The sequence below is a fragment of the Methylibium sp. genome (genome assembly GCF_965279545.1).
Classification (GTDB): domain Bacteria; phylum Pseudomonadota; class Gammaproteobacteria; order Burkholderiales; family Burkholderiaceae_C; genus Methylibium.
This window is the reverse complement of record NZ_OZ257250.1, coordinates 554,196-576,141: the sequence shown is the minus strand read 5'-3', so window position 1 is coordinate 576,141 and position 21,946 is coordinate 554,196. Positions and strand designations below refer to the sequence as shown.

Below are 21,946 nucleotides of genomic sequence, written 5' to 3'. Positions count from 1 at the left end.
GACTGAGCACGTGATCCCGCCCGCCTTCATCCAGGACTTGCTGGCCCGCACGGATGTGGCCGAGGTGGTAGGTCGGCACGTGCAACTGAAGAAGGCCGGTGCCACCCTCAAGGGGCTGTGCCCCTTCCATGGCGAGAAGTCACCCAGCTTCACCGTCAGCCCGACGCGCCAGACCTACCACTGCTTCGGCTGCGGCGTGCATGGCAACGCGATCGGTTTCCTCATGGAGCACGCCGGCCTCGGCTTCATGGACGCCGTGCGGGAGCTCGCCCAGCAGGCCGGCATGACGGTGCCCGAGGACGACAGCTCGCCCGAGGAGCGCGAGCACGCCCGTGCCATGAAGGAGCGCCAGGCCACGCTCAGCGAGGTGCTGGCGAAGGCCGGCGAGCATTGGCGCAAGCAGCTCAAGGCCAGTCCTCGCGCGGTGGCCTACCTGAAGGGCCGCGGCCTGACCGGCGAGATCGCCGCACGCTTCGGCATGGGCTACGCGCCCGAAGGCTGGCGCGGCCTGGCCAGCGTGTTCCCGCGCTACGACGACCCGCTGCTCATCGAGTCGGGGCTGGTGATCGTGCAAGGCGACGACGGACCGGACCAGAAGCGCTACGACCGTTTCCGCGACCGCATCATGTTCCCGATCCGCTCGGTGCAGGGCGAGGTGATTGGCTTCGGCGGCCGCGTGCTCGATGCCGGAGAGCCGAAATACCTCAACTCGCCGGAGACGCCGGTGTTCGTGAAGGGCCGCGAACTGTACGGCCTGTTCGAGGCCCGCCAGGCGCTGCGCGAGCGCGGCTACGCGCTGGTGGTCGAGGGCTACATGGACGTCGTCGCGCTGGCCCAGCTCGGCTTCCCGAATGCGGTGGCCACGCTGGGCACCGCCTGCACCGCCGAGCATGTGCAAAAGCTGCTGCGCTTCACCGACCGCATCGTCTTCAGCTTCGACGGCGACGCGGCCGGCCGGCGCGCCGCCGGTCGCGCCCTGGAAGCAGCCCTGCCGCATGCCAGCGACACGCGCAGCATCAAGTTCCTGTTCCTGCCGCCCGAGCACGACCCCGATTCCTTCGTGCGCGAGCAGGGCGCGCCAGCCTTCGAGGCCTGTGTCGAACAGGCGGTGCCGCTGTCACGCCAACTGATCGAGGCAGCGCGCGAAGACTGCGACCTCGAGACCGCCGAGGGCCGTGCGCTGATGCTGGCGAATGCCAAGCCGCTCTGGTCGGCACTGCCCGAAGGCGCGCTGCGGCGTCAACTGCTCACCGAACTCGCTCGCGCGGGCGCACTGGAGTCGGCGGAGCTCCAGACTTTGTGGGGCGGCGCACCTGCGCCGCGGCGAGAAGCGCCCCGCCCCGCCCCGCGCCCCAGCCGACGTGCACTGCGCGCGGCGACCAGTTCGCTCGACCGCGGCGCGTGGCTGCTGGTGCAGCGCTGCGATCTGTGGGAGCGCCTCGACGTGGCAACCCACGAGCTGCTGTGCGAGGTGCTCGATCCCCACGGCGCCTTCTTTCGCTGGCTCGACCGCCGCTTTCACGAAGAAGGTGCGCTGTCGCCCCAGACCCTGCTCGACGAAATGCTGGCGGGCGGCGAGTCGCTCGGACTGACCGCACTCGCACAGCGCATCGGCTCGCTGCACGAAGTCGACGTGGGCGAGCATGCCGAGCCCCAGTTGCACGTCGTCGCAGACCGCGTGCGCCTGGACGCACTGGAGCGCGACCTGGAGATGCTGACCACCGCCGAGCCCTTGACTCCGGACATCCTGGAGACCATCCGCCGCACCCGCACGAGCGCCGATGAGATCAAGCACCGTCTCGCACGCAGCCAGGCCGCGGCAAGCCCGTGAGCGCTGTTGTCTTTGACGCGAGGCGTTAAATCGCCGATAATTTGCGGTTAGTCGTATGCGGCAAGAGTGAGCGCAGCACCTCCGGGCCCCGGCCACCCCCGACAAGGGTCACCATCAGGCCACCCTCCCCCGCCAGGGCTGCACCTTCAGGACACTCACGCGAGCTTGCCCGCCGACGCTGTGGCCCTCATGTCCGCTTTCGGGCTGATGGCAGCCCGACCTGCTAGTGCACGGCGCCGCGAGTCGCCCTGCCGCTCGCGGCCGGCGCACAGCGCATGGCTCCAGGCACCCGAGTACCCCATCCTCCAAGGAATCGCATGACCGCGAAGAAGAGCGCCCCCGCCGCTGCGAGCAAGTCCACCAAGGCCGTCGCGCCGGCTTCGTCTGCCAAGACCACCGCCAAGTCGGCCGGCAAGGTGGAGATCGACCTGAAGAAGGCCAAGGCGGTGCCTGCGGCGCCGCTGAAGGCCGCTGGCAAGGCCTCGTCGGGCAAGACAGCAGCCGCACCCGAGGCAGCCAAGGGCAAGCCGGGCCGCAAGCCGGCCGCCGGCAAACCGGCGTTGCCGGTGCTCGACGAAGAGCTCGGCGACATCGAGGCCGACATCGAAGGCGAGGTGAGCGTCGACGACGCCGGCGGCGACAAGCCCAAGGCCAAGCCGCTGCGCATGAAGGTCTCGCGCGCCAAGGAGCGCGCACTGATGCGCGAATTCGGTCTGGACGAAACGGCGCTGACCGAGGACGAGGTCGCCAAGCGCCGCCAGGAGCTCAAGACGCTCATCAAGATGGGCAAGACGCGGGGTTTCCTGACGCACCAGGAAATCAACGACCATTTGCCGGAAAAGCTGATCGAGGCCGAGATCCTCGAGGCCATCGTGTCGATGCTCAACGACATGGGCATCGCGGTCTACGAACAGGCGCCCGACGCCGCCACGCTGCTGATCGCCGGCGGCACCACCGGCACCTCGACCGACGAAGAGGCCGAGGAGGAGGCCGAGGCGGCGCTCTCCACCGTGGACTCCGAGTTCGGCCGCACCACCGATCCGGTGCGCATGTACATGCGCGAGATGGGCACGGTCGAGCTGCTGACGCGCGAGGGCGAGATCGAGATCGCCAAGCGCATCGAAGGCGGTCTGCAGGCGATGATGCTGGCGATCAGTGAGTCGCCCACCACGATCGCCGAGATCCTGGTGCTGGCCGACAAGATCCGCGCCGGCGACATGCAGATCTCCGAAGCGGTCGACGGCTTCGTGTCGAACGAGGAAGCCGACGACTACGTGGCCGAAGAGGACTTCGACGAATTCGACGAGGAAGACGACGACGACGGCAACGGCGGCTCGAAGGCGCTGACCAAGAAGCTCGAGGAGTTGAAGACCCAGGCGCTGGTACGTTTCGACGATCTGCGCACGCACTTCGACCGCATGCGCAAGGCCTACGAGAAGGAAGGCTACAAGTCTTCGGCCTACAACCGCGCGCAGATGGGCGTGAGCTCCGAGATCATGAGCCTGCGCTTCACGGTCAAGACGATCGAGCGCCTGTGCTCGATCCTGCGCTCGCAGGTCGACGACATCCGCCGCTACGAGCGTGAGCTGCGCAAGATCGTGGTCGACAAGTGCGGCATGCCGCAGGACCACTTCATCAAGACTTTTCCGCCGAACGCACTGAACCTGAAGTGGGCCGAGAAGGAGATCGCGGCGAACAAGGCCTACAGCGCGGTGATGGCGCGCAACCTGCCGCCGATCCAGGACCTGCAGCAAAAGCTGATCGACCTGCAGAGCCGGGCGGTGGTGCCGATCGACGACCTGAAGCTCATCAACAAGAAGATGAACCAGGGCGAGAAGGCCTCGCGCGACGCCAAGAAGGAAATGATCGAGGCCAACCTGCGCCTGGTGATCTCGATCGCGAAGAAGTACACCAACCGCGGCCTGCAGTTCCTCGACCTGATCCAGGAAGGCAACATCGGCCTGATGAAGGCGGTGGACAAGTTCGAATACCGCCGCGGCTACAAGTTCTCGACCTACGCCACCTGGTGGATCCGCCAGGCCATCACGCGCTCGATCGCCGATCAGGCCCGCACCATCCGCATCCCGGTGCACATGATCGAAACGATCAACAAGATGAACCGCCTGTCGCGCCAGCACCTGCAGGAGTTCGGCTTCGAGCCGGACGCGCCGACGCTGGCCGAGAAGATGGAGATGCCCGAGGACAAGATCCGCAAGATCATGAAGATCGCCAAGGAGCCGATCTCCATGGAGACGCCGATCGGCGACGACGACGACTCGCACCTGGGCGACTTCATCGAGGACACCAACAACACCGCGCCGATCGAGGCCGCGATGCAGGCCGGCCTGCGCGATGTGGTCAAGGACATCCTCGACAGCCTGACGCCGCGCGAGGCCAAGGTGCTGCGCATGCGCTTCGGCATCGAGATGAGCACCGACCACACGCTCGAGGAAGTGGGCAAGCAGTTCGACGTGACGCGCGAGCGCATCCGCCAGATCGAGGCCAAGGCGATCCGCAAGCTCAAGCACCCGAGCCGCTCGGACAAGCTGCGCACGTACCTGGACAATCTCTGAAGCCGACGGCGCAAGAGATGGGCCTGGAACGTGCCGCCCTGCAGGCGGTAGCGATTGCGCAGCAATCGCCACGCGGCTTGCGCCACAAGCTGCGCACCTGTCTCGACAATCTCTGAGCGCAGCTCTTCGGCACGAATCAGCCCGGCCTTGCGCCGGGCTTTTTTCTTGCCCACCTTGTTGGGGATAGTGGCGTCACACGGCGCGGGATAAACTTTTGTGTGATCTATTGCACGCCGCCTCGATGACCGCACTGCTCCAACGCACCGTCCTGTTCGCCGACCTGCGCGGCAGCACGGGTCTGTTCGAGAAGCTCGGCAATGCCGAAGCGGCATCGGTCGTGACGCAGAGCGTCGCGCTGATGGCCCAGATCGTTGGTACCTGCGGGGGCCAGGTCGTCAAGACGCTGGGCGACGGGCTGATGGCCGTGTTCGAGCAGCCTCAGGGCGGTATTGATGCGGCCGACGAAATGCACGAATCGCTGGACCGCATCGTCGCCGAGGGCCCGCAAAGCGGTGCGCGCCGCTCCGCGCTCAAACTGCAGGTCGCCATGGCGCATGGCGAGCTGATCGAGCTCAACGGCGACTGCTTCGGCGATGCCGTCAACGTGGCCGCGCGCCTGCTCGACAGCGCCGGCGACAACGAGACGCTCACCACGCAGCAGGTGCTCGAAGGCCTCGACCCCGACCACCGCGGACGCTTCCGATCCCTGAGCAAGCTGCAGCTGCGCGGCCGTCAGGAGCCGGTGCAGGTCTACCGCCTCGAGGCACGACGCTTCGGCGAGACGGTCGCCACACTGTTCGAAGGCTCGGCGCCAATGCCCGCGCCGGACGGCATCCGGCTGGCCTGGCTGGACGTGACCCGGGTGTTCGCGGGTGTCGACCTGCCGGCGATCCTGGGTCGCAGTCCGCAGGCCACCTATTGCATCGACGACACGCGGGTCTCGCGCTCGCACGCGCGGGTCGAGTGGCATGGCGGCACCTTCCAGGTCAGCGATCTCAGCTACAACGGCACTTATGTGCGTTTCGCCGGTCGCGATGAAGTGATCGCCCTGCGGCGCGGCAGTTGCACACTGCACGGCAGCGGCGTGATCTGCCTCGGCGCGTCACCGACCGATCCGACGGCACCGACCGTCAACTTCGACGTCCTGAGCTTCCAGGACACCGTGCCGCGCTCGAGCGACTGAACCGCGCGGCCTCCGCGCCGGAGTCAGACGCCCAGCCGATCGGCCAAGGCCAGCAGGTCGCGACCCTGCCAGCAGCGTGCGGCAACGGCAGCGTCATGGCCGCCATCGCGACGCAGCCAGGCCGCCTGCAGCCCCGCATCGAGGGCGCCGTGCACGTCGAGCGCCAAGTCGTCACCGACGTGCAGCACCTCCTGCGGCAAACAGTCCAGGCGCTCGCACGCAGCCGCGAAGATGCGACCATCGGGCTTGCCGATGCCCAACTCACGCGCCGCGAGACTGCCGCTGAACCAGCGCCGGATGCCGATGCGCTCCAGATCGGCGTTGCCGTTGCTCAAGGCGAACAGCGGCCAGCGCGCGGCGAGGCGTCGCAGGGCCGGCAGGGTGTCGGCGTAGAGATCGACGCGCTGCCGCTCGGCCAGGAAGACCTCGAAGGCCGCGTCGGCCAGCGCTTCGTCTTCGTCGGCGGCGACCAGCAGGCGGCGGATGCTCTCGCGCCGCAATCGACCGAGGTCGTGGGCCCATTCGGGCCGCTCGCGCGCCACCGCCTCTCGCACGCTCCGCATCGCGACCCCGTCGAAGCGCTCGGTGACGCGTGGCGCGTGCCGCTGCAGCCAGGCCAGCAGCACCGACTCGGCGCGCTCGATGGTCGGCCAGATCGGCCACAGGGTGTCATCCAGGTCCAGCGTCAATGCGCGCAGCTTGTCGATGTTCAGGCTCATGCGGGCTCCACGTCCCAGTGTGAACGAAGCACGGCGCGACCGCGCGGCGCGACCGCCATCGCCCCACTCCGGGACGCCCCTCCGCTACATTACAACGCTCTTCCACCGGTGCCCGACCGCAGCATGAAATCGGCCCCTGCGCCCGCCGGCGACGCCGAGCGGCTGCGCGTCCTGCATGAACTGCGCCTCGTCGACACCGAGGTCGATCCGGCATTCGCGGCGATCGCACGGCTCGCGCGCCAGCACACCGGCTGGCCGATCGGCGCGGTCAGCCTGGTCGATGCACATCGGCAGTGGTTTGCCGCCGCGGCCGGGCTCGACATCCGCGAGACCCCGCGCGACGTCGCCTTCTGCGCGCACGCCATCCTGGATGCCGGGGCCCTGGAAGTGGTGGATGCGAGCAGCGACGAGCGCTTCGCGAACAACCCGCTCGTCACCGACGCGCCGCATGCCCGCGCCTATGCCGCCGTACCCGTGCGGGTCGACGGCCAGCGCATCGGCACCGTGTGCGCCATCGACCGGCAACCGGGCCGGCTCGACGAGGCGGCGCTCGCCGCGCTGCATGACCTCGCAACACTGGCCGGCTCGCTGCTCCAGGCACGCCTGCTCGAGCAGCGCTCCCGCCTGCAGGAGAGCCGCGTGCGCGGCGCCAGCCGAGCCGGCAGCGACTGGCTCTGGGAGACCGATGCACAGGGCGTTCTCACCTGGGTCTCCGACAGCGTGGAGGCCCACACCGGCCAGCCCGCGAAAGCCGACGTCGGCCTGTCGGCTCAGGTGCTGAACCAGCCGCGTGACGACGAGCACCGGGCGTCCTGGGACGCCTGCCTGGCGGCGCAGGCCGGCCAGCAGTCGTTCAGGAATGCCGTCGCCGACCGCAACGCTGCCCACGGCACGATCACGATCTCGATGAACGGCGACCCGGTGTTCGACTCGGCCGGACGTTTCAAGGGCTACCGCGGCGCCGCACGCAACATCACCGAGGAGCTGACAACGCGCACGCAGGCGCAGCGCACCCAGGACCTGCTGCGAGCATCGATCGAATGCGTCGCCGTGGGCGTGATGGTCAGCGATGCGGCTGGGCGCATCGTGCTCAGCAACGCCGCCTGGCGTGCCGGCATACACCGCTTCCTGCAAGAGCTGCCGTCCCGCTGGTCCGATCTCGTGCAGGCCCTGCTGCGTGCCGGCGCCTACCCGGATGCCGTCGGGCGCGAGGCCGAGTTCGCAGCGTGGCGGCTCGGACTCACGACCGCCGAGGGCCTTCAGCACGAGCTGCGCTTCGGCACGCAGCATGTCCTGGTGACCGACCAGCTGCTCGCCGACGGCAGCGTGATCCACCTGTCGATCGACATCACGCCGCGACGGCGCGCCGAGCTCGAACTGGCCGAGCAACAGGCCCGCCTCGGCGCCGTGCTGCGCTCGCTGCCCGACCTGTGGTTCGTCATCGATGCCGACGGGCGACACGTCGAATGCAGCGACGAGCAGCACCCCGGGTTGTTGCGCCCGTTCGCCGAGTTGCGCGGCAAACACTTCACCGAGGTCGTGCCCGAGCCGCTGGCGACCCAGGCCATGCGCGCCATCGGCGATGCACTGCGCAGCGGCGATGTCCAGCGCATCGAGTACGAGTTGTCGATGCCGGACGGCCGGGTCCGGCACTTCGAGGCCCGCATCTCGCCGATGGCCGGCGACCGCCTGCTCTACCTGACCCGCGACCTGACGGAACTGCGCGGCCTCGAGCGCGACGTCCAGCTGATGCAGCGGGCCCTGGAGGCCGAGGCCGCCCTGCCGATGGTGGTGGCCGACGCCACCCAGCCCGACCTGCCGATCATCTACGCCAACACCGCCTTCGAGCGGCTGAGCGGGCTGTCGAGACACCAGGCGATCGGCCGCAACTGCCGCTTCCTGCAGGACGGCGATCGTGATCAACCCGGCCTCGCTACCCTGCGTGCAGCCCTCGCGGCCGGTCGTGCCTGCACCGTCACGCTGCGCAACCGACGGGCCGACGGCGAGCCCTTCATCAACGAACTGCACGTCGCACCGGTGCGCGACAGCCTGGGGCGCGTGACCCACTACGTCGGCGTGCAACACGACGTGACCGAGCGCAGTCGCGCCGCGCGCCAGCTCGAGCTCAGCGAAACGCTCTACCGCTCGGTTGCCGCATCGATCACCGACGGCTTGCTGGTCGTCGGCCACGATCGCCGGATCGTCACCGCTAACCCGTCGGCCTGTGCGCTGCTGGGCGCCACGGCCTCTGCGCTGACCGGCCAGCGCCTGGGCCGCCTCGGCTACCGGCTGCTGGAGGAAGACGGAACCCTCGTCGGCCTCGACCAGCATCCGGTGCGCGAGGTCCTGCGCACCGGACTGAGCGCACTCGACCGGGTGCACCGCCTGCGGCGCCCGGACGGCAGCGAGCGACTGCTGCGACTGAGCGTGCAGCCGCTGCGCAGCGACCCCGACGGCTCGCGCGTGTCGTGCGTGGTGACGTTCCGCGACATCACGGCGCAACGGAGCGCCGAGACGGCGCTGGCCCAGTCCGAGGCACGCTGGAAGTTCGCTCTCGAAGGCGCGGGCGACGGCATCTGGGACTACGACGAGGACACGCAGCTGGTGTTCTACTCGCCCCGCTGGAAGGCCATGCTCGGCCACCGCGACGACGAGATCAGTACCTCGACCCGGGAGTGGTCGCGCCGCATCCACCCCGAGGACCGCCCGGCGGTGATCGACGCGATCCGGCGTTACCGCGCCGGCGAGAGCGGCGAGTACCGCACCGAGCACCGCCTGCGCCACAAGGACGGCCACTGGATCTGGGTCTACGAGCGCGGCAAGATCGTCGAGCGCCGCCCCGACGGCAGCCCGCGGCGCATCGTGGGCACGCACACCGATATCACGCGTCAGAAGATGGCGGATCAGGCCTTGCGCGACAAGCGTGCCGCCGAGTTGGCGAGTCAGGCCAAGAGCGAGTTCCTTTCACGCATGAGCCACGAGATGCGCACCCCGCTGAATGCGGTGATCGGTTTCGCCCAGCTGCTGCAGAAGGACAGCGCAGGCGGCACACAGCGCATCGCCCAGTTCAGCGGCCACATCCTGCAGGCCGGCGAGCACCTGCTGGCGCTCGTCAACGACGTGCTCGATCTCCAGCAGGTCGAAGAGGGCCGGCTGTCGTTGCGGCTCGAGGCGCTGGCGCTGCGCGCCGCGGTCGACAACACGCTCGAACTGGTCCGCCCGCAGGCCGAGCTGCGCCGCATCACCGTGCTGAACCGGATCGATCCGGACGTGAGGGTCTGGGCCGACGCCCAGCGCCTGCGACAGGTGCTGCTGAATCTGTTGTCCAACGCCATCAAGTACAACCGCGACGGCGGTGAGCTGCGCTGCGCGGTGACGGTCGACGGACCGCAGCGCTGCGTGCTGGTGATCGAGGACACCGGCACAGGCCTGGCGGCGTCGGACCTGGCACGGCTGTTCCAGCCCTTCGAGCGCCTGGGACGCGAAACCTCGTCCACCGAGGGCACCGGGCTCGGCCTGGTCATCTCGCGACGCCTGGCCGAAGAGATGAACGGCAGCCTGTCCCTGAGCAGCCGCCCCGGCCATGGCACCCAGGTCCACCTGGCGTTGCCGCTGCCGCCAGCCCTCGACCCGGGCGAGACGGGTTCGATGCCGGTCGAGGCCGAACGTCCTTCGGCGGGCGACGCGAACGCCCCCGCGCTGCGCATGCTCTACGTCGAAGACAACCGCATCAACGCCATCCTGTTCGAGGAGGCGATCAAGTTGCGCGGTGGCTTCGAGCTGAGGATTGCCGAAGACGGCCCTGAAGCGCTGACAATGGCGAATGAGTGGCAACCGGACGTGCTGGTGCTGGACGCCAACCTGCCGAGCACGACGGGCTATGAAGTGCTGGCCGAATTGCGCGGTCGGCCGGCATTCGCCCTGACACCCGCGTTCATGTGCTCGGCCGATGCGATGCCCCGCGACATGCAACGTGCACTCGATGCCGGCTTCACCGGCTACTGGACCAAACCGATCGATATCGACCGTGTCATGAGCGACCTCGACGCCCTGCGCGCCACTGCCCCTTGATGAAACACGGCCCCGAACCCGCGCACCGCCATGGCAGCGCCGAACGCTGCGCCGTGCTGCTGGTCAATCTGGGCACGCCCGACGCACCGAGTGCCGGCGCACTGCGCCGCTACCTGGCCGAGTTCCTGAGCGATCCGCGGGTGGTCGAGATCCCGCGCGCCCTCTGGCTGCCCATCCTGCACGGGATCATCCTGCGCGTGCGGCCCGCGAAGTCGGCGGTCAAGTACGCCAGCATCTGGACGGCGGAGGGCTCACCGCTGAAGGTCTGGACCGAGAAACAGGCCAAGCTGCTGACGGGCTACCTGGGCGAACGCGGCCATCCGGTGCTCGTGCGCGCGGCGATGCGCTACGGCCAGCCCTCGGTCGCGAGCCAGCTCGATGCCCTGAAAGCCGACGGCGCGACGCGCATCCTCGTGCTGCCGCTGTACCCGCAGTACGCGGCCGCCACTACGGCCAGCGTGTTCGACGCCGTCTACGCCTGGGCCGGGCGCACCCGGCGCGTGCCCGAGCTGCGCTTCGTGAACCACTACCACGACGACCCCGGCTACATCCTCGCGCTCGCCCGGTGCATCGAAGACCACTGGATGAGCCACGGCCGCGCCGACCGGCTGGTGCTCAGCTTCCACGGCGTGCCCGAGCGCACGCTGCGCCTGGGCGATCCCTACCACTGCGAGTGCCAGAAGACCGCGCGGCTGCTGGCCGAGCGGCTGCGGCTGCCCTCCGGACAGGTGCTCGTGACCTTCCAGAGCCGGTTCGGCAAGGCCAAATGGCTCGAGCCCTACACCGAGCCGACGCTGGTGCAGCTGGCGCAGCAAGGCATCAAACGCGTCGACGTGGCCTGCCCCGGCTTCACCTCCGACTGCCTTGAGACACTCGAAGAGATCGCCCAGGAGGCGCGCACGGCCTACCTGCATGCCGGGGGTGAAGAGTTCCGCTACATCGCCTGCCTGAACGACCGCCACGAGTGGATCGCAGCGCTCAGCGACATCGCGATCCGCCACCTGCAGGGCTGGCCGACCCAGAGCGCACCGGACCCGGCAGCACTGCAGGCCCAGGCCGACCGGGCCAGACGGCTCGGAGCCGGATCGTGAGCGGCACCGGCGTGCGCCTCGACAAGTGGCTGTGGGCGGCGCGCTTCTTCAAGACGCGCAGCCTCGCCGCCGAAGAGATCGGCAAGCACCGGGTGGACGTCAACGGCCAGCCGGCCAAGGCCTCGCGCGAACTGAAGATCGGCGACGAACTCGTGCTGCGCCAGGGTGGCGTGTCACGCACGGTGCTCGTGCGTGGCGTGTCTCAAATGCGTGGACCGGCGCCGCAGGCCCAGGCGCTGTACGAGGAAACCGCGGCCAGCATCGCGTTGCGGGCCGCCCAGGCTGCGCAGCGGCGCATCGCACCCGATCCCGCCCTCAGCATCGACCAGGGACGCCCCACCAAGCGCGACCGCCGCCAGCTCGCCGACTGGGACCGCTGGAGCGCTTCGCTGGACAAGTGAACCCGCGGGCACGACCCTTGCCGCCCGGCATGGAGCCCGGCCCACGATCACCGTCCGGCCACGTGCCATAGCACGCATCAAAATACCCCTCTTGAAAAAACGGGCACCACCCCCAGTTCCCTACCGACCCGCAGAAGCTCTCGCTGAAAATGGAAAAACCTGAAGAAAATCAAGCACCTGGCACGACCGATCCGTCCAGGCCCGGAGCCGCTCCCGACTTGAGCAGCGCCCCCCCGACGCCTGAGCAGCGCCTGACCGAGTTGGAAGCCAAGCATGCGGAGATGGCCGATGCCTACCTGCGTGCCAAGGCCGAGGCCGAGAACACCCGCCGTCGCGCCGACGAGGAGATGAGCAAGGCACGCAAGTTCGCGGTCGAGAATTTCGCCGATGGCCTGCTGCCGGTGAAGGACAGCCTCGAGGCCGCTCTCGCGATCGAGAACGCCAGCGTCGAGCAGTTGCGCGAGGGCACGCACGCCACGTTGCGCCAGCTCGCCGCGGCGCTGGAGCGCAACAAGGTGGTCGAGATCGTGCCGCCGGCCGGCACGAAATTCGACCCGCACCAGCACCAGGCGATCACCGTGGTGCCGGCCGAGCAAGAAGCGAACACCGTGGTGGCCGTGCTGCAGAAAGGCTACTTGATCGCCGACCGCGTGCTGCGCCCGGCACTGGTCACCGTGGCGGCGCCTAAATAACACCGTGCCACCTTGAATCGCGGGAAGTTATCCACAGCTTTCCTACCACCAGATTTCAGTTTGAAGGAGTTTTGACCATGGCCAAGATCATCGGCATCGACCTGGGGACCACCAACTCGTGCGTCGCCATCATGGAAGGCAACACCACCAAGGTGATCGAGAACAGCGAGGGCGCGCGCACCACGCCGTCGATCATCGCCTACCAGGAAGACGGCGAGGTGCTCGTCGGCGCGTCGGCCAAGCGCCAGGCCGTCACCAACCCGCGCAACACGCTGTACGCGGTGAAGCGCCTGATCGGCCGCAAGTTCACCGAGAAGGAAGTGCAGAAGGACATCGACCTGATGCCCTACACCATCGCCGCGGCCGACAACGGTGACGCCTGGGTCGAAGTGCGCGGCAACAGGCTCGCACCGCCGCAGGTCAGCGCCGAAGTGCTGCGCAAGATGAAGAAGACCGCCGAGGACTACCTCGGCGAGCCGGTCACCGAGGCCGTGATCACCGTGCCCGCGTACTTCAACGACGCCCAGCGCCAGGCCACCAAGGACGCCGGCCGCATCGCCGGCCTCGATGTCAAGCGCATCATCAACGAGCCGACTGCAGCCGCGCTGGCCTTCGGCCTGGACAAGCACAACGATGGCAAGGGCGGTGACCGCAAGATCGCCGTCTACGACCTCGGCGGCGGCACCTTCGACATCTCGATCATCGAGATCGCCGACGTCGACGGCGAGATGCAGTTCGAGGTGCTGTCGACCAACGGCGACACCTTCCTCGGTGGTGAAGACTTCGACCAGCGCATCATCGACTACATCATTGCCGAGTTCAAGAAGGAACAAGGCGTCGATCTGGGCAAGGACGTGCTCGCGCTGCAGCGCCTGAAAGAGGCGGCCGAGAAAGCGAAGATCGAGCTGTCGAACAGCACCCAGACCGACATCAACCTGCCCTACGTGACGGCCGATGCCTCGGGCCCGAAGCACCTGAACATCAAGCTCACGCGTGCCAAGCTCGAGGCGCTGGTCGAGGAGCTGATCGAGCGCACGATGGCGCCCTGCCGCACCGCCATCAAGGACGCCGGCGTGTCGGTCGGCCAGATCAACGACGTGATCCTGGTCGGCGGCATGACCCGCATGCCCAAGGTGCAGGAGAAGGTCAAGGAGTTCTTCGGCCAGGAGCCGCGCAAGGACGTGAACCCCGACGAGGCGGTGGCCGTCGGTGCCGCGATCCAGGGTCAGGTGCTGGCCGGCGACCGCAAGGACGTGCTGCTGCTCGACGTGACCCCGCTGTCGCTCGGCATCGAGACGCTGGGCGGCGTGATGACGAAGATGATCACCAAGAACACCACCATCCCGACCAAGTTCGCGCAGACCTTCTCGACCGCCGACGACAACCAGCCGGCGGTGACGATCAAGGTGTTCCAGGGCGAGCGCGAGCTGGCCTCGGGCAACAAGATGCTGGGCGAGTTCAACCTCGAGGGCATCGCGCCGTCGCCGCGCGGCATGCCGCAGATCGAGGTCAGCTTCGACATCGACGCCAACGGCATCCTGCACGTGGGTGCGAAGGACAAGGGCACCGGCAAGGAAAACAAGATCACCATCAAGGCGAACTCGGGTCTCAGCGAGAGCGAAATCCAGGCGATGGTGAAGGACGCCGAGCTCAATGCCGCCGAGGACAAGAAGAAGCTCGAACTGGTGCAGGCCCGCAACCAGGCCGACGCGATGGTGCACAGCGTGAGGAAGAGCCTCGCCGAGCACGGCGACAAGCTCGACGCCGGCGAGAAGGACAAGATCGAGGCCGCGCTGAAGGACACCGAGACGGCGCTCAAGGGCGAGGACAAGGCCGAGATCGAAGCCAAGACCGAGGCGCTGATGACCGCGAGCCAAAAGCTCGGCGAGAAGGTCTATGCCGACATGCAGGCGGCCCAGGCCGCTGCCGGCCCGGCAGCGGGCGGCAGCGCGCCCGCTGCCGACGCGGCACCCCCGAAGGCGGCCGACGACAATATCGTCGATGCCGAGTTCAAGGAAGTCAAGGACCAGAAGTAAGAGACTTCAGTCCCCTCGTGAGCCTCCCCCGTGGGCTGATGCCAGCGCACGGGGGCTTTGCACATCCAGAAGGCAGCCCTCATGGCGAAGCGTGACTACTACGAGACCCTCGGCGTCGCCAAGAACGCCAGCGACGAAGACATCAAGAAGGCCTATCGCAAACTGGCGATGAAGTACCACCCCGACCGCAACCAGGGCGACGGGGGGAAGAAAGCCGAAGAAAGCTTCAAGGAGGCCAAGGAGGCCTACGAGATGCTTTCCGACGGCCAAAAGCGTGCGGCCTACGACCAATACGGCCACGCCGGCGTCGACCCCAACATGGGCGGCCGCGGCGGCGAGGCCTATGGCGGCTTCGCAGAAGCCTTCGGCGACATCTTCGGCGACATCTTCGGCCAGGGTGGGCAGCGGCGCGGCCCCGGTGGGCAACAGGTCTATCGCGGCAACGACCTGAGCTATGCGATGGAGATCACGCTCGAGGAAGCCGCGCGCGGCAAGGACACGCAGATCCGCATCCCCAGTTGGGACAGCTGCAGCAGCTGTGACGGCACCGGCGCCAAACCCGGCACCAGCGCCAAGACCTGCCCCACCTGCAATGGATCCGGTCAAGTGCACCTGCGCCAGGGCTTCTTCAGCATCCAGCAGACCTGCCCCGGCTGCCATGGCAGCGGCAAGATCATTCCCGAGCCCTGCGCGACCTGCAATGGCGCCGGCCGTATCAAGACCAACAAGACCCTCGAGGTCAAGATCCCCGCCGGCATCAACGAGGGCATGCGCATCCGCTCGGCCGGCAACGGCGAGCCCGGCACCAATGGCGGGCCGGCAGGGGACCTGTACATCGAGATCCGCATCAAGGCGCACGACATCTTCGAGCGCGACGGCGACGACCTGCATTGCACGATCCCGATCGGTGTCGCGACCGCAGCACTCGGCGGTTCGATCGAGGTGCCCACGCTGGGCGGCAAGGCCGAGATCGAGTTGCCCGAAGGCACCCAGCACGGCAAGACCTTCCGCCTGCGCGGCAAGGGCGTCAAGGGCGTGCGCTCCAGCTACCCGGGCGACCTGTACTGTCACATCGCGGTGGAGACGCCGATCAAGCTGACGGAACACCAGCGCAAGCTGCTGAAGGAACTCGACGAAAGCCTGAAGAAGGGCGGCGAGCGCCACTCGCCGAACGCCAAGAGCTGGACCGACCGGGTCAAGGACCTGTTCAAGTGAACCGTTGCGACCGGTCGCAAGCCCGGTCGCAGCCAAGGGCCGCAGCCTGGGGGCGCAGGCCTTAAGGCCACGCTAATGCGGCGACACCACAGTGGTGCGGATGTCGTTGCCGTACCCGCTCTCCCGCCTCCCAGCCCTCGCCCGCGGACGCACCGCACCCGACAACACCCAGCCCGCACGCGACCGTAGCCCGCTCGCACTGATCTGGCTCTGCGCGCTGTGGATCGCCGGCCCGGCCAACTGGCCGCTGTGGCGGGCCTTCATCGATCTGCCCGATCTCACGGGGGGCCGTGGCGTGCTGTTCGGCATCGCCTTCGGCTTGATGATCGCGGCGCTGACCGCGGCGCTGCTGAGTTTGCTGGCCTGGCGCCACGCGCTCAAACCGGCCATCACGCTGCTGCTCGTAACGGCCGCGGCGAGCGCCCATTTCATGGGCAGCTACGGCATCGTCATCGACCCGACGATGATGCTCAATGTGATGGGCACCGACCCGCGCGAAACACGCGACCTGTTGAGTGTTCCTCTGTTCGGCTCCCTGCTGCTGCTGGCGGCCTTGCCGCTGTGGTGGGTGTGGCGACTTCCGGTCGACTACCGGCCCTGGCCCGCCCGTGCGGCCCGCAATGCGCTCGGGCTGATCGGCGCGCTGGCACTGCTCGTTGCGATGACCCTGCTGTCGTTCCAGGACCTGTCGGGCACGATGCGCAACCACAAGGAGTTGCGCTACCTGGTGAACCCGCTCAACGTGTTCTATTCACTGGGGCGCGTGGCCTACGCCGCACAAGCCAGGCCGGCCGGGCCACCGTTGCCGATCGGCCTCGATGCCCGGCCCGCCGCGCCGCTGCCGGGTCAGCGCACACCGCTGCTGCTGCTGGTGGTCGGCGAGACCGCGCGCGCGGATCACTTCGCGCTCAATGGCTACGACCGCGACACCAACCCGGAACTGCGTGCGCTCGGCGTGTTGAGCTTCCGCAGCGTCACGTCCTGCGGCACCAACACCGCCGCCTCGCTGCCTTGCATGGTGTCGCACCTTGGACGCACCGCCCACGAAGCCCGCGACCACGATCACGAGAACCTGCTCGACCTGCTGCAACGTGCCGGCCTCGCCGTGCTGTGGATCGAGAACCAGGCGGGCTGCAAGGGCGTGTGCGAGCGCGTGCCGCACACCCGCCCCGAGCTGCCGGCGCCCGGCGCCACGCCGCCCGATGCCACGCTGTGCCCTCGAGGAGAGTGCCTGGACGAAGCCATGCTGCACGGACTCGACCAGCGCCTCGCCGCCCTGCCGGCCGACAAGCGCGCCCGCGGCGTGGTGCTGGTGATGCACCAGATGGGCAGCCACGGGCCGGCCTACTCGCAGCGTTCGCCGGCCGACCGCAAGCGCTTCGAACCGGAGTGCACGAGCAACGTGCTGCAGCAATGCGACCACCAGCAACTGGTCAACGCCTACGACAACTCGATCGCCTACACCGACCACGTGCTGGCGCGCGCCTCTGCCTGGCTGCAGCAGCAGACGACCGGCTACGACCCGGCGCTCCTCTACCTGTCTGACCATGGCGAATCGCTGGGCGAGAACAACATCTACCTGCACGGTCTGCCCTTTTCGATCGCCCCGCGCGAACAGACGCAGGTGCCGCTGATTGCCTGGCTGCCAGCGCAGAGGCTGCAGGCCGACCGGCTCGACCTGCGATGCCTGCGCGGGCGTCTCGACACCGCGCTGAGCCACGACAACCTGTTCCACACCGTGCTGGGCCTGGCGCGCGTGCAGGCCAGCGAGTACCGATCGGCACTCGACATCCTGGCCCCCTGCCGTGCCGCGTCCTGAACCCTCGCGCCTCCCGACCGCACAGCGCGATCTGCTGCTCGCGCTGGCCGGTCTGGCACTGCTGATGCTGTGGGACGGCAGCGGCCTCGACCTGGCGCTGCTGCGGCTCGTCGGCAACGCCGACGGCTTTCCCTGGCGCGAACACTGGCTGACCGCGGGCCTGCTGCACAGGGGCGGCCGCTGGCTGAGCGTGGCGCTGTTCACCCTGACGGTGGCCGTCGCGGTGTGGCCGTTCGGCCCCTGGCGCGGCCTCACGCCGCGCGAGCGCCTCTGGTGCCTGGGCGTCACGCTCATCTGCCTGCTGCTGATCCCGCTGCTCAAGCGCCACAGCCTGACCAGTTGTCCCTGGGAGCTGCAGGAGTTCGGCGGCGTGGCGCACTATGTTTCCCACTGGCGCTTCGGCGTCGCCGACGGCGGTCCGGGACACTGCTTTCCGTCGGGTCACGCCTCGGGCGCGTTCTCCTTTCTCGCGCTGGCCGTCGTGCTGCGTGCGAAGCGCCCCGCTGTGGCGCGGTCGATGCTGATCGCGCTGTGCGTGATCGGTGCGCTGTTCGGTTTCGCGCAGATGGCGCGCGGTGCGCACTACCTGAGCCACACGCTCTACACCGCCTGGCTGTGCGGAAGCCTCACGGCGCTGTCCTGGCATGCCCTGATGCAACCTGCCGCGCCCAGGCAGCCTCAGCCCCAAGGCCTGCCGGCAGACTGACGGGTCAACCCAGCGCGGGCGGGCGTGAATAACCGGCCCATGCGGCGGTGGTGAGTGCTGGCGAGGGCGTCGGCAACCCACGCTCACGAACTGCTGCAACGAGCCGAAGAGCGCCGGCTGATTTGATGCGGGTGAACGCGACTGGCTATCGATCCTCCCGAAGTGGCCCGGCACGGGCTGACCCTCAGGGCACCGCCTGGACCATGAAGCGATAGCCGACGCCCGTTTCGGTCAGGAAATGCGCCGGCCGCGCAGGATCGGCCTCGAGCTTGCGCCGCAGCTGACTCATGTAGATGCGCAGGTAGTGGCTCTGCTCCACCGCGTTCGGCCCCCACACCTCGCGCAGCAGCTGGCGATGCGTCAGCACCTTGCCGGCGTTGGCGATCAGCAGCGCGAGCAGCCGGTACTCGATCGGGGTGAGGTGCACGGCCTCGCCGTCGCGCGTCACCACGCGCGCCGCGAGATCGATGTCGACGGCTCCGAAATGCAGGCGCGCCGTCCCGGCCTCCGCGACGCCCTGGGCGCGGCGCCTTGCCACCCGCACCCGCGCCAGCAGTTCGCCGACGCCGAACGGCTTGGTCAGGTAGTCGTCGGCACCGGCATCGAGTGCCGCGATCTTGTCGGCCTCGTCGCCGCGCGCCGACAGCACGATCACCGGCACCTGCGACCAGCTGCGCAGGTCGTGCAGGTAGTCGACGCCATCGCCATCGGGCAGGCCGAGGTCGAGCACGACGAGATCAGGCCGCCGCGTGCCGGCTTCGACGAGACCCTGCTTCAGCGTGGCGGCCTCGAACACCTGCCAGCCTTCGCCCTCCAGCGCGGCGCGCACGAAGCGGCGGATCTGCGGTTCGTCTTCGACGATGATCGCGGTGGGGGTCGGCTCACTCATGGCGCCACGGCGGAGTCGACTGCCAGCGGTTCTTCGGGCATAGGCAGCGAGGGCGGCGTGCCGAGGGGCAAGGTGAAACTGAAGGTCGCCCCCGGCCGCCCCGCCGGGCCGGCGCCCCGCTCGGCGTGGATGCGGCCGCCGTGCGCCTCGACGATGGCACGGCAGATCGCCAGGCCGAGCCCCACGCCCGGCGTCGCGGATTCGCGCTCGCCGCGCACGAACTTCTCGAACAGCGCGTCCTCGCGCCCGGCCGGCAGACCGTGTCCTTCGTCGCGCACGCTCACGAGCAGATGGGCTCCATGCACCCGGGCCGCGATCGTCACGCGGCTGCCGGCAGGCGTGTACTTGGCGGCATTCTCCAGCAGGTTGCACAGCACGCGCTCGATCAAGGCCGCATCGAAGTTCACCAGCGGCAGGCTGGCCGGCAGGTCGGTGAGCACGGGATGGCCGGCAAGCGCCAGGCCAAGCGCCCGCAAGGCACTGCCCACCACCTCCTCGATCGGCTGCCACTGCTTGTCGAGGTGCACGGCGCCGCTCTGCAGCCGTGCCATGTCGAGCAGCTTGCCCACCATGGCGTTCAGGCGCCGGGCCTCGGCACTGAGCGCACGCGCCAATTCCTGCGCGTCGCCCTGCGTGCCGTCGACCAGCGTGTCGGCCAGGCCGTAGAGCGCCGCCAGCGGCGTGCGCAGGTCGTGCGACAAGGCCGAGAGCAGCGAGTTGCGCAAGCGCTCCGATTCGATCTGTACCGTCGCCTGCTGCGCCACCTCGACGTAGTGCACGCGTTCCAGCGCGATCGCCCCCAGCACCGCGAAGGTCTCGAGCTGCTGGCGCTGCTCCGGTATCAGCAGCAGCCGCGGCTGCGCGGGCTGCAGCGCCAGCACGCCGCGCGCGCGCATCGGCGCCTTCAGCGGCAGGTAGAGCCAGGCGCTGCCGGGCAGCGTGTCGGTGCCCAGGCCGGCGGGCTCGGCGTGATCGAGCGCCCATTGCGCCGTGCCGAGGTCCAGCCCCGGCGCATCGGCCCCGGTGCGCGGCGGCTGCAGGCGGCCGTCGTCGTCCTGCAGGAAGACGCGGGCGCGCCCGCGGAACTCGCGCTCGATCGCACGTTCGGCCGTCTCGACCACCTGCTCCGTCAGCAACTCGCCGGACAGGTCGCGCGCCAGCTCGAACAGCGCCCGCGAACGCGCCTCGCGGTGCGTGGCCACCCGCACCTGGTAGCGCAGGCCGGCCGTCAACTGGCCGGTGACCAGCCCCACCACGAGCATCACCGCGAAGGTCAGCAGGTACTGCACGTCGGACACCGCGAACGACAGCTGCGGCGCGACGAAGAAGAAGTCGAAGGCCGCGACATTCAGGAACGCGGCCAGCACCGCCGGCCCGCGGCCGAAACGCAGCGCAACGCCGACCACCGCGAGCAGGAACAGCATCACGATGTTGGCCAGGGCCAGGATCGGCTGCAGCGGCAGCGCGACGAGCGTGGTCAGGCCGCAGGCCGCCGCGGCCCACAGATAGCGCCAGGGCCTGGCAGGCAGTGTCTTGCCGTCGTCGCGCTGCCACCGCTGCGGCGACGGCGCGCCGCGCTGGCCCTCCCCGACCTCGATCAGGTCCACATCCGGCGCCAGGCGGGCGAGGTGCTGGGAGAAGGTGTCGCGCCGCCACCAGGGGCGCTCGCGGTTGTGGCCCATCAGCAGCTTCGACAGGTTGTGCTCGCGCGCATGGGCGACGAGCGCGGTCGCCACGTCCTGCGCCGGCAGCACGGCGGTGGTGGCGCCCAGCTCCTCGGCCAGCTTCACGGTTCGCAGGATGCGCTCGCGCTGCGCGTCGGGCAGGCGCTGCAGTGCGGGCGTCTCGACGTAGACCGCGTGCCAGGCCACCGCGAGCTGCTGCGCGAGGCGCGCGGCGCTGCGCACGACGTGGTCGGAGTCGTCACGCGGGCCGATGCAGCACAGCAGCGCGGCCTCGGTCTTCCAGACCGGCGCGATGGCCTGGTTGACGCGGTAGGCCTGCACGTCGCCTTCGACCCGGTCGGCCGTGCGGCGCAGCGACAGCTCGCGCAGCGCCATCAGGTTGCCCTTGCGGAAGAAGTGGCGCGCCGCCCGCTCCGCCTGCGCCGGCAGGTAGACCTTGCCGGCCTTCAGGCGCTCGATCAGCTCGTCGGCCGGCGTGTCGACCAGCACCACCTCGTCCGCCCGGTCGAAGAAGGTGTCGGGCAGGGTCTCGTGCACCCGGATGCCGGTGATGCCGCCGACCACGTCGTTCAGGCTCTCCAGGTGCTGGACATTGAGGGTCGTGTAGACGTCGATGCCGGCGTCGAGCAGTTCCTCGACGTCCTGCCAGCGCTTGGGGTGGCGCGAGCCGGCCACATTGGAATGCGCCAGCTCGTCGACCAGCAGCAGCGCGGGCCGGCGTGCCAGTGCGGCATCGAGGTCGAACTCCGGCAGCGTGCGGCCCCGGCAGGCCACCTGCGCGAGCGGCAGCACTTCGAGCCCTTGCAACTGCGCCTGCGTCTCGGCACGGCCATGGGTCTCGACCACGCCGGCCAACACGTCGACGCCCTCGCCGTGCAGCTTGCGCGCCGCGGCCAGCATCGCGTAGGTCTTGCCGACGCCGGCCGACGAGCCGAAGTAGATGCGCAGCCGCCCGCGCGCGGAGCGCGCCTCGTCGGCGCGGATTTGTTGCAGCAGCGCGTCGGGATCCGGTCGGACTTCGCTCATGGGAGTGAA

13 protein-coding genes and 1 pseudogene are annotated in these 21,946 nt (G+C 68.9%); 11 read left to right on the top strand and 3 right to left on the bottom strand.

The genetic code is table 11. The features are described 5' to 3' along the window. Positions 1-10 precede the first annotated feature (10 nt). The 3 genes from dnaG to ACQY9S_RS02650 all read left to right on the top strand — a co-directional run bounded on the left by dnaG (position 11) and on the right by ACQY9S_RS02650 (position 5,587). Positions 11-1,831 (top strand): DNA primase, encoded by a 1,821-nt coding sequence (dnaG, locus tag ACQY9S_RS02660; RefSeq protein WP_428423028.1) that lies wholly within the window; start codon positions 11-13, stop codon positions 1,829-1,831. 317 nt (positions 1,832-2,148) lie between these two features. Continuing rightward, a complete protein-coding gene (gene rpoD, locus ACQY9S_RS02655; protein WP_428423027.1) occupies positions 2,149-4,404 on the top strand; it encodes an RNA polymerase sigma factor RpoD in 2,256 nt (751 codons plus the stop codon). 241 nt (positions 4,405-4,645) lie between these two features. Continuing rightward, positions 4,646-5,587, top strand: coding sequence for an adenylate/guanylate cyclase domain-containing protein (locus ACQY9S_RS02650; protein WP_428423026.1), 942 nt, complete (start codon positions 4,646-4,648; stop codon positions 5,585-5,587). Positions 5,588-5,610: 23 nt separating this feature from the next. Here ACQY9S_RS02650 and ACQY9S_RS02645 read toward each other — a convergent pair whose 3' ends face one another. Beyond that, on the bottom strand, positions 5,611-6,306 hold the full coding sequence (locus tag ACQY9S_RS02645; RefSeq protein WP_428423025.1) for an HAD-IA family hydrolase: 696 nt from the start codon (positions 6,304-6,306) through the stop codon (positions 5,611-5,613). 123 nt (positions 6,307-6,429) lie between these two features. Here ACQY9S_RS02645 and ACQY9S_RS02640 point away from each other — a divergent pair, with 123 nt between their 5' ends. The 8 genes and pseudogenes from ACQY9S_RS02640 (at position 6,430) to ACQY9S_RS02605 (ending at position 18,337) form a co-directional block, all read left to right on the top strand. Next, a complete protein-coding gene (locus ACQY9S_RS02640; protein WP_428423024.1) occupies positions 6,430-10,377 on the top strand; it encodes a PAS domain S-box protein in 3,948 nt (1,315 codons plus the stop codon). Then, entirely contained in the window at positions 10,377-11,468 is a 1,092-nt protein-coding gene (hemH, locus tag ACQY9S_RS02635) for a ferrochelatase (protein WP_428423023.1), read from the top strand. Before ACQY9S_RS02640 ends, hemH begins: the two co-directional genes overlap by 1 nt. After that, the gene (locus ACQY9S_RS02630) at positions 11,465-11,869 is read left to right on the top strand and encodes an RNA-binding S4 domain-containing protein (RefSeq protein ID WP_428423022.1); all 405 of its coding nucleotides are present in this window, start codon (positions 11,465-11,467) and stop codon (positions 11,867-11,869) included. The genes hemH and ACQY9S_RS02630 overlap by 4 nt, the downstream gene beginning before the upstream one ends. A gap of 251 nt (positions 11,870-12,120) precedes the next feature. Then, positions 12,121-12,561 (top strand): annotated as a pseudogene (grpE, locus tag ACQY9S_RS02625) (nucleotide exchange factor GrpE); the annotation flags it as partial. Between the two features lie 77 nt (positions 12,562-12,638). Further along, a complete protein-coding gene (gene dnaK / locus ACQY9S_RS02620) occupies positions 12,639-14,597 on the top strand; it encodes a molecular chaperone DnaK (RefSeq protein WP_428423021.1) in 1,959 nt (652 codons plus the stop codon). An 81-nt stretch (positions 14,598-14,678) separates the two neighbouring features. Beyond that, positions 14,679-15,812, top strand: a complete 1,134-nt coding sequence (dnaJ, locus tag ACQY9S_RS02615; RefSeq protein WP_428423020.1) for a molecular chaperone DnaJ — start codon at positions 14,679-14,681, stop codon at positions 15,810-15,812. Positions 15,813-15,912: 100 nt separating this feature from the next. Next, the gene (locus ACQY9S_RS02610; RefSeq protein ID WP_428423019.1) at positions 15,913-17,631 is read left to right on the top strand and encodes a phosphoethanolamine transferase; all 1,719 of its coding nucleotides are present in this window, start codon (positions 15,913-15,915) and stop codon (positions 17,629-17,631) included. Further along, positions 17,618-18,337 carry a phosphatase PAP2 family protein gene (locus ACQY9S_RS02605; protein WP_428423018.1) on the top strand — a complete coding sequence of 240 codons (720 nt, stop codon included), beginning with the start codon at positions 17,618-17,620 and terminating at the stop codon, positions 18,335-18,337. Before ACQY9S_RS02610 ends, ACQY9S_RS02605 begins: the two co-directional genes overlap by 14 nt. 184 nt (positions 18,338-18,521) lie before the next feature. Here ACQY9S_RS02605 and kdpE read toward each other — a convergent pair whose 3' ends face one another. Both kdpE and kdpD read right to left on the bottom strand, forming a co-directional pair. Next, entirely contained in the window at positions 18,522-19,226 is a 705-nt protein-coding gene (kdpE, locus tag ACQY9S_RS02600; protein WP_428423017.1) for a two-component system response regulator KdpE, read from the bottom strand. Further along, positions 19,223-21,937, bottom strand: coding sequence for a two-component system sensor histidine kinase KdpD (gene kdpD, locus ACQY9S_RS02595; RefSeq protein ID WP_428423016.1), 2,715 nt, complete (start codon positions 21,935-21,937; stop codon positions 19,223-19,225). The genes kdpE and kdpD overlap by 4 nt, the downstream gene beginning before the upstream one ends. Between the last annotated feature and the right edge of the window lie 9 nt (positions 21,938-21,946).

Bases quoted from the DNA above. Each gene is read 5' to 3' on its own strand.
- rpoD (WP_428423027.1), top strand. From the start codon at position 2,149: ATGACCGCGAAGAAGAGCGCCCCCGCCGCTGCGAGCAAGTCCACCAAG.
- ACQY9S_RS02650 (WP_428423026.1), top strand. From the start codon at position 4,646: ATGACCGCACTGCTCCAACGCACCGTCCTGTTCGCCGACCTGCGCGGC.
- ACQY9S_RS02645 (WP_428423025.1), bottom strand. From the start codon at position 6,306: ATGAGCCTGAACATCGACAAGCTGCGCGCATTGACGCTGGACCTGGAT.
- ACQY9S_RS02640 (WP_428423024.1), top strand. From the start codon at position 6,430: ATGAAATCGGCCCCTGCGCCCGCCGGCGACGCCGAGCGGCTGCGCGTC.
- hemH (WP_428423023.1), top strand. From the start codon at position 10,377: ATGAAACACGGCCCCGAACCCGCGCACCGCCATGGCAGCGCCGAACGC.
- dnaK (WP_428423021.1), top strand. From the start codon at position 12,639: ATGGCCAAGATCATCGGCATCGACCTGGGGACCACCAACTCGTGCGTC.
- dnaJ (WP_428423020.1), top strand. From the start codon at position 14,679: ATGGCGAAGCGTGACTACTACGAGACCCTCGGCGTCGCCAAGAACGCC.
- ACQY9S_RS02610 (WP_428423019.1), top strand. From the start codon at position 15,913: ATGTCGTTGCCGTACCCGCTCTCCCGCCTCCCAGCCCTCGCCCGCGGA.
- kdpE (WP_428423017.1), bottom strand. From the start codon at position 19,226: ATGAGTGAGCCGACCCCCACCGCGATCATCGTCGAAGACGAACCGCAG.
- kdpD (WP_428423016.1), bottom strand. From the start codon at position 21,937: ATGAGCGAAGTCCGACCGGATCCCGACGCGCTGCTGCAACAAATCCGC.